Annotated in this window: 6 protein-coding genes; 1 reads left to right on the top strand and 5 read right to left on the bottom strand. The window is 68.8% G+C overall.

Annotated elements, in window-relative coordinates; all coding sequences use genetic code 11:
• Positions 1-217 precede the first annotated feature (217 nt).
• From GA0115233_RS30730 to GA0115233_RS30715, 4 genes are all read right to left on the bottom strand, one after another.
• Positions 218-1,135: an immunity 49 family protein gene (locus tag GA0115233_RS30730; protein ID WP_255310414.1), complete on the bottom strand. Its 918-nt coding sequence runs from the start codon at positions 1,133-1,135 to the stop codon at positions 218-220.
• A 75-nt stretch (positions 1,136-1,210) separates the two neighbouring features.
• A complete protein-coding gene (locus GA0115233_RS30725; protein ID WP_255310413.1) occupies positions 1,211-1,582 on the bottom strand; it encodes a toxin-antitoxin system YwqK family antitoxin in 372 nt (123 codons plus the stop codon).
• A gap of 9 nt (positions 1,583-1,591) precedes the next feature.
• Positions 1,592-2,083 (bottom strand): RDD family protein, encoded by a 492-nt coding sequence (locus GA0115233_RS30720; RefSeq protein ID WP_093723587.1) that lies wholly within the window; start codon positions 2,081-2,083, stop codon positions 1,592-1,594.
• Between the two features lie 165 nt (positions 2,084-2,248).
• Positions 2,249-4,063 carry a bifunctional metallophosphatase/5'-nucleotidase gene (locus tag GA0115233_RS30715; protein WP_093723586.1) on the bottom strand — a complete coding sequence of 605 codons (1,815 nt, stop codon included), beginning with the start codon at positions 4,061-4,063 and terminating at the stop codon, positions 2,249-2,251.
• A 189-nt stretch (positions 4,064-4,252) separates the two neighbouring features.
• On the opposite strand from GA0115233_RS30715, the gene mshD reads away from it, so the two are divergent.
• Complete coding sequence (mshD, locus tag GA0115233_RS30710; protein WP_093723585.1) at positions 4,253-5,179, top strand: mycothiol synthase; 927 nt, start codon at positions 4,253-4,255, stop codon at positions 5,177-5,179.
• Positions 5,180-5,283: 104 nt separating this feature from the next.
• Here the strand turns inward: mshD and GA0115233_RS30705 are convergent, their stop codons facing one another.
• Positions 5,284-5,919 carry an ABC transporter gene (locus GA0115233_RS30705; RefSeq protein WP_255310412.1) on the bottom strand — a complete coding sequence of 212 codons (636 nt, stop codon included), beginning with the start codon at positions 5,917-5,919 and terminating at the stop codon, positions 5,284-5,286.
• Positions 5,920-6,001 lie beyond the last annotated feature (82 nt).

Here is a 6,001-nt window from a genome sequence, read left to right as displayed (position 1 = left end):
CCCTCACCGTGGACCACGACGTACTCCAATCCCTTTCCCACAACGCCTTATCCATTGCACGAACAAGATCGCGTTCACCACGCTTCGCCATTGCCGCAAGGATGTCTTCAAAAAAATCCGATTGAAGCCGCTCGGCGAATTTTCAAGCCTGTCGATGGAACGAGTTAGACTGTCGCGCAGGATTTTCAGCGCCTCCGGTGATGAGGCGGTAGGAATTTCATGGCGCAGCAGTTGCGTCGGCACCGGTCACCCCCTCCACCGTTGGCGCGTGGCGTTGCAGCAGCGCCTTGGGAAGGTAATCGGACTCGACCTCGATCGGCATGCCCGCGTCGAAGGCCATGCAGGCGATGGCCAGCGGAGCGAGAGCGACAAGGCCCTCGCCACTCAGGGAGCGAGCCTCGTTGGCGGTCCAGTACTCCCGGTGCCAGGTCAGCGCGTCGGCCAACGCCGCGTTGAATTCGTCGGCCTGCCCGCGCGAATATCGGTGGAAGAGCTCCAGCGGAGGATGGAGAAGCTTCAAGGCGAGTTCTGCGCCGACGATGCGCGCGACTTGCGGGTCGGTTCCTTGCACGGCCGTGACCAGGGCGTTCCAGGTCTCGCGATGGTGGAAACAACCGTGCTGCAAGGCTTCCACCCAGGCGTAGACGTACTCGTCGAACTCCGCGCCAGATGCGCGGAGGAATGAGACGGGGACGCGCGCGAGCTGCTCGGCTCTGTCGTGCTCGCGGCAGATCACGGCCAAGTAGTACGCCGTGAGCCAGTTTCCGGCGTGGAGGTAGTCCTGGGGACCGGTCGCCGGGAGGTGTTTCACCTCGCCCATGCTGCCGATACGGCACGCCACGGGGCCCTCCGTCGCGGTGCCCGCGGCGAAGAGAGCGGAACCGACCTGCGTCGCCGTGACCCATGCCTCCCAGGTCGGGAACTGCCCGGCGAACGGGTCCGTCAGGCAGTGCCACTTCGCCACGGGCAGCGTCAGCATTTGTGCGTCGTAGCGTTCGAATTCCGAGGTCTCGATCTCGGCGAGTGATGCCTGCGCGGTCTCGACGATGGGCGCCATGGCGTCACCGGCGTTGTCGTACGGAATGCGTGGCGCGGAACACGTATCACCGTCTGCTTCCCCCTCCTGGGCGCTCACTGGCACCTTCAGCCGCTGCGTCGCTGAACCCCGCCGCATCGGACTCCGGAAGCTCATGCCACACGATCCGCACACTCACGCCCCGCTCTCCTCCCCCAACCGCCAAGTCCTGACCGGCCGCCCCTCCTCATCCCATTCGCAATGCTCACGAACCGTCAACCCATCGGCGTCGAACACCTGCTGGGACGCCAGTACGCCATTGCGGTGCCACTCCTTGAACTCGTCGCGAGGCAAGCCGTTCTGCACGAGGCCCTCGGAGCGCGGGGTGCCGTCCTCGTACCACTCCTGGGAGAGGCCGTTCGGGATGCCGTCGGTGTAGGCGTCCAGGCTCACGAGGTTTCCGAAGACGTACTCCGCCACCTCTCCCGTGAATGGCTCGCCCCGGTAGTAGAGGAGTTGACTATCCGTCATATCCACCTCGGGGTCGTCGATGTCGATGCGGCGCACCGTCTTCTCCTAGCGCTCCACCGCCACACTGTCCGCGAGCTTGTCATGCCAGCACTGGCGCAGCGGCTGGTCCCAGGTGCAGCGGAGGGAATTCGTCCAGCCGAGCACCGGGATCACTATCGAGACGCCCCAGACCAGCTCCCGTGTGGTCGCGTCCCAGAAGCCGGGGTTGCCGCCCGTCTCGCGGTCCACGATGCGGACGCCGCAGATGCGTTTGCCGAGGGTGGAGCCGAACTGCCAGATGGGCAGGGCGAAGCAGATGAGGTAGGAGGTGAGGAGCCAGACCAGGAGTCCGGTCCTCGCTGTGTCGTTGCCGGCGTCGATCTCGTCGGCCAGCCACCAGCCCAGGCTCATGTAGACGACGTACCAGATGATCACGTCCAGCACTCGTGCCCCCAGCCGGGATCCGGGGAGCGCCAGGGCGAAGGGGTGCGCGAGGCCCTCGGGGTGGGGGTACGGGGAGTAGCCGGGGTGTTGGGGGTAGTGCGGGAGGTTCGACATGCCACCTTCTGCGCGGGGTCCGAAATCGACGGTATGGAAGGAGAGTTCGGAGCCGCGTCTGCGGTTGCGGTCGCAACTGAGATGGGGTGGAGATCACATACGGCGAAGGCGGTGACGGGCCGCCTCGGCCCGTCACCGCCTTTCTGTCCGCGGCCCGTTAAGGGCTCAGCTCACGATCGTGATCCGGTTCGCCGCCGGAGGGGCGATCGGGGTCGTGGGCGAGGAGTTGGCCGTCAGGTACTGCTCCAGGGCCGTGAGGTCGTCGGAGCCGACGAGGTCGTTGGTGCCCTGGCCCAGGGTGGTGAAGCCGTCGCCGCCGCCCGCGAGGAAGCTGTTCGTCGCGACGCGGTAGGTGGCGGACGGGTCGATCGGGGCGCCGTTCAGACGGATGGTGTCCGTGAGCACACGGTCGGCGCCCGTCTTCGTCATGTCCAGCGTGTACGTCAGGCCCGCCGACGGCAGCAGAACCTTCGGCGCGCTCTCGTTCACGCCGCTGACCTGCTCCTTGAGGACCTGGATCAGCTGGGCGCCGGTGAGGTCCTGGAGGTTCACCGTGTTGGAGAACGGCTGGACCGTGAAGCCCTCGGCGTAGGTGACCACACCGTCGCCCTCGGAGCCCTGGGCCGCGTAGGTGAGGCCGGCGCGCACGCCGCCCGGGTTCATCAGCGCGAGATCGGTCTCGGGGTCGAGCTGCTTGCCGTGGGCGAGCTGGGCGTCGGCGATCAGGTCACCCATCGGGGACTCGGTGCCGGTGCTGGGGATGTCGGCGGAGATGTAGCCGATCGCGCGGTTGCCGATGGGCGCCGCGAGGGTGTTCCACTTGCCGATCAGCGCGGTCATGTCGGCCGCCTTGGCGACGTCCCGGGTGACCACGTGGTTCGCCGACTTCACGGCCGTACGGGCGATGTCACCCGTGCGGCGGTCGTAGGTCAGCGTGGTGTCCGTGTACAGGCGGCCGAAGGACGCGGCCGAGGTGACCGTGCGCGGCTTGCCCGACGGGTCGTCGATCGTGCAGGCGTATGCCTGGTGGGTGTGGCCGGTGACCAGCGCGTCCACCTGCGGGGTGACGTTCTTGGCGATGTCGACGATCGGACCGGAGATGCCGTCGCCGGCGCCCGGGGAGTCACAGTCGTAGTTGTACGCCGTCGACGCCGGGGCGCCGCCCTCGTGGATCAGCGCGACGATCGACTTCACGCCCTTGCGCTGCAGCTCGCGGGCGTACTTGTTGATCGTCTCGACCTCGTCCTTGAACTTCAGGCCCTTGACGCCCTCGGCCGAGACGACACCCGGGGTGTCCTCCAGGGTGACGCCGATGAAGCCGATCTTGACGTCCTTCTTCTTCCAGACCCAGTACGGCTTGAGGATCGGCTTGCGCGTCTTCTCGTTCAGCACGTTCGCCGCGAGGTAGGGGAAGTCGGCGCCCTTGTACCGCTTGTCGGTGTAGCAGCCGTCCGTCTTGTGGCAGCCGCCGTACTGGAGGCGCTTCAGCTCCGCGGAGCCCTCGTCGAACTCGTGGTTGCCGACGCTGGTGACGTCCAGGTCGAGCTTGTTCAGCGCCTCGATGGTGGGCTCGTCGTGGAACAGGCCCGAGATCAGCGGGGAGGCGCCGACCATGTCACCGGCGGCCGCGGTGATGGAGTACTTGCTGCTCTTGCGGGCCTCGCGCAGATGGGTGGCGAGATACTCCACACCGCCCGCGTTGATGGTCTGGGTGGTGCCGTCCTCGTTGAGGTGCGTGACCCGGCCGGAGGAACCGGACGGCGGCTCCAGGTTGCCGTGCAGGTCGTTGAAGGACAGCAGCTGGACGTCCTGGTAGCGGCTGTGGCCGTGGTTGCCCTTGTGCTTGTTCTCGTGCGCGCTCGCCGTCGTGGGCAGCGCGGCTACCAGCGCGCCGACGGTGGCGAGGCTCGCCGCGCCGGTGAGGACGAGCTGTGTCCGGCGTCTGCTGCGGTGCGGCGGCTGCTGGGACTTGGCTGGCATGCGCCCCCCTGTGGTCATGTCGTACGGACCCCTGCGGTCGTGTCGTACGGAGCGGAAGAGAGTCATGAGAAGGCAGTAGTGCCCGGGCGCAGCCTAGAGTCAACGCGCGTAGCGCGGAAGGTGGTTCCGGTTACATCCTGGTTTATCTTTTGCCGCCGGTTTCCGGTGCCCTCGGCTTACCGTGTACGCATGACCAGCGACGACACCCCACGGCGCGGCGCGGGCCGCTCCATCGAGACCTACTCCGCGCTCGAACCGGACCAGATCGAGGCCGTGCTCGCCCTGCTCGCCGAGGCCGCCCGCACCGACGGCCAGCAGGCGGTGTCCGAGCAGGGCCGGCTGCAACTGCGCGGCGGTGAACGGGAGGGAGTGGCGCATCTGCTGCTCACCGTCGGCGACCAACTCGTCGGGTACGCCCAGCTGGAGGACACCGATCCGGTGGAGGCCCCGGCCGCCGAACTGGTCGTCCACCCCGCGCACCGCGGCCACGGCCACGGCCGGGCGCTCGGCTCGGCCCTGCTCGCCGCCTCCGGCAAGCGGCTGCGGGTCTGGGCCCACGGCGGCCACTCCGCCGCCCGGCACCTGGCGCAGGTCCTCGGGCTCACCCTCTTCCGCGAACTGCGGCAGATGCGCAGGTCATTGACCGACCTGGACCTTTCCGAGCCGGGTCTGCCCGGCGATGTGACGGTACGTACCTTCGTGCCCGGCCAGGACGACGCGGCCTGGCTCGCGGTGAACGCCGCCGCCTTCGCCCACCACCCCGAGCAGGGCTCCCTCACCCAGCGCGACCTCGACGACCGGATGGCCGAACCGTGGTTCGACCCGACCGGGTTCTTCCTCGCCGAGCGCTCCGGCGAGCTGATCGGCTTCCACTGGACCAAGGTCCACGCCGAGGAGCAGCTCGGTGAGGTCTACGTCCTCGGCGTGAAGCCCGGCGCCCAGGGCGGCGGCCTCGGCAAGGCCCTCACCGCGATCGGCCTGCGGCACCTGGCGGACCAAGGGCTGCCGACCGCCATGCTCTACGTCGACGCCGACAACAAGGCCGCCGTGTCCGTGTACGAGCGGATGGGCTTCGAGACGTATGAGACGGACCTGATGTACCGGACGGAAACGTAAGAGACGGATCTGATGTACCGGACGGGGACGTAGGGGACGGAGACCCAGGGTCCAGCTGCACGCGCCGGGCCCCGGGTCTCGTGGGGTGGCCGCCGGACGGAGCCCTAAGCCCCCGACCGCCGGTACCCCCGCCGCCCCAGCGGTTCCCTGGCCCATACGGCCGCCAGCGTCACCGCCGCCGCCAGCACCCCCCACCACCGCTCGTGCGAGTCCGCCCAGCGCGGGTCGTCCGGGTCGACGAACAGCGTCCAGTCCTCGGGTATGAGCAGCAGTGTCAGTACGGCGAGGGTGAGGAGTGCCACCGCGATACTCACCCCCGGTTCCGGCTCCTGGGACCACCGTATCCAGGCCGCCCCGAGAGCCAGCGCCAGCACGCCCGCGGTGATTGCCTCCAGGGTGACCGGGCCGAGCGGAGGGCGCAGACCGGTGGGGACCAGCAGGATCGCCGCGATCCACGACAGTGCCGCGAAGGGGGCGACCACCGCCAGGCGCAGGGCCTGGCGGAGGGGCCGTGGGGTGGGCACGGTGGCCGTGGTGTGGCGGGCCGGGTCGTCCAGGAGGAAGGCCAGGCCCAGGGCGAAGGCGAGGGCTGAGGCGCGCAGGGTGTTGAGGGCGAGCCAGGGGTTGTAGTGCTCCTCCCACACCCGGGTGGTTCCGGCGATCACCAGCCCCATCGCCGCGCCGGAGCCCAGCGCGCGCCAGGGCAGCGTGCGCCAGACGGCGGGGATCAGTTCGGCCACGTGGGCCGGGGACAGCGGCCCCGGGGCCGCCCCTCGGGCGGGGCTCCCCCCGGGCTCCTGTCGCGCCTGTCGCTCCGGTCGT

Origin of the sequence: Streptomyces sp. DI166, assembly GCF_900091315.1 — a bacterium.
Taxonomy (GTDB): Bacteria; Actinomycetota; Actinomycetes; order Streptomycetales; family Streptomycetaceae; genus Streptomyces; species Streptomyces fuscus.
This window is presented reverse-complemented; position numbering and strand designations above follow the sequence as displayed.

What these genes read in the sequence shown, in the direction of transcription:
- GA0115233_RS30720 (WP_093723587.1), bottom strand. Translation starts at nt 2,083, where the DNA reads ATGTCGAACCTCCCGCACTACCCCCAACACCCCGGCTACTCCCCGTAC.
- GA0115233_RS30715 (WP_093723586.1), bottom strand. Translation starts at nt 4,063, where the DNA reads ATGCCAGCCAAGTCCCAGCAGCCGCCGCACCGCAGCAGACGCCGGACA.
- mshD (WP_093723585.1), top strand. Translation starts at nt 4,253, where the DNA reads ATGACCAGCGACGACACCCCACGGCGCGGCGCGGGCCGCTCCATCGAG.